The organism is Streptomyces sp. NRRL F-5755 (genome assembly GCF_001279365.1).
GTDB classification, from domain to species: Bacteria; Actinomycetota; Actinomycetes; order Streptomycetales; family Streptomycetaceae; genus Streptomyces; species Streptomyces rimosus.
Genome location: NZ_LGCW01000157.1, coordinates 1 through 1197 on the forward strand (window position 1 = coordinate 1; position 1197 = coordinate 1197).

Genomic DNA, 1197 nt, shown 5'->3' on the forward strand with positions numbered 1-1197 from the left:
CGGTGTGGGTCCTGGCGCGTGGGGTGGGTCCTGGCGCGCGGGGTGGGGCGTGGGTGCGGTACCGGACGGGTGACGGAGTTGTACACAACCCGTCGGTAATCCACTGATCCGGCTCAAGATCCCCTAGCTGGGGCGGAACACGTCATCGTCGCGGCATGTACTCACGAATCCGAAGCGTTTCCGAATCCGTACGCACCGTGATCACACGGCGGCCGGTATGTGGGACGACCACAGGGCAGCTGGCGCGCGCTGCACGCCGCGTACGTGGCCTGCGACGTAGCCCTCAACGGTCGAGCCTCCACCCGGTGATCTTCGAGCCCACACGCACCGTTTACCGGAGATGGGCAGGCAGGTACCGGAGACAGCCGGGCAGTCCTGCGCAGACCGGCCCCTCCGCCGCCCGCCTCCTGCCCTGGTGCGCGGCAGGAACCGCATTGGCCGTGCTGCTCGCCGGGGCAGCAGCATCCGGTGGGCTCCTCACCAGAGCAGGAGCCGGATCACCGGGCATCGAGGAGGCGACAAGGTTCCTCCAGCAACGACCGGCACCGGCGTACGACGGCACCGCCGATTCCGAACCGGGCCACCCGCCGCCTGCGACGGTCGGCGAACGCGCATGGCCGGTCGTCGGACCGGCCGGCGCGCGGCCCACTGTCGCGCGCGGCTGGGAGCCTCCGCCCGCCCCGTGGGCGCCCGGCCATCGGGGTGTAGACCTCCTGGCGGCCGAGAACGCGACGGTACGAGCCGCCGCCCCGGGCCGCGTCCTCTTCGCCGGCAAGGTAGCGGGCAAGGGCGTCCTGTCCATCGAGGTGTCGGGGTCCGGAACCCCACCGCTTCGCACCACGTACGAACCGGTCCACCCCACCGTCCGAAAGGGCGATCACGTCACCGCAGGCCAACCGGTAGCCACCCTTGCCCCAGGCCCGTTCCACTGCTCCGTCCCATGCCTGCACTGGGGCCTGCTCCGCGGCAAGCTCTACCTGGACCCGCTCTCCCTGCTCCCGCCGTCGATACGGCACTCCGCGCCATCGCGACTCCTCCCGGTCCCGGCCGTACGGGAGCCGAAAGACGAATCGGGGCAGGGCAACGGATCACCGCCGTCTTAGACGTCATTTCGTTTGGTGTGATCTTGCGGCAGTCTGGGATGGTGACTGCCCCTCTTGTCGAGCGGATGGTGCCGGACAGCCTGTGGGAGCTGTT

1 protein-coding gene is annotated in these 1197 nt (G+C 70.0%); it reads left to right on the forward strand.

The genetic code is table 11. From position 1 onward, the window contains the following. The first annotated feature begins 155 nt into the window (after window positions 1-155). Window positions 156-1103, forward strand: coding sequence for a M23 family metallopeptidase (locus tag ADK86_RS45650; protein WP_078952066.1), 948 nt, complete (start codon window positions 156-158; stop codon window positions 1101-1103). The last annotated feature ends 94 nt before the right edge of the window (window positions 1104-1197 follow it).

Excerpts from the sequence above, each read along its gene's own strand:
- ADK86_RS45650 (WP_078952066.1), top strand. The coding sequence starts at position 156 with ATGTACTCACGAATCCGAAGCGTTTCCGAATCCGTACGCACCGTGATC.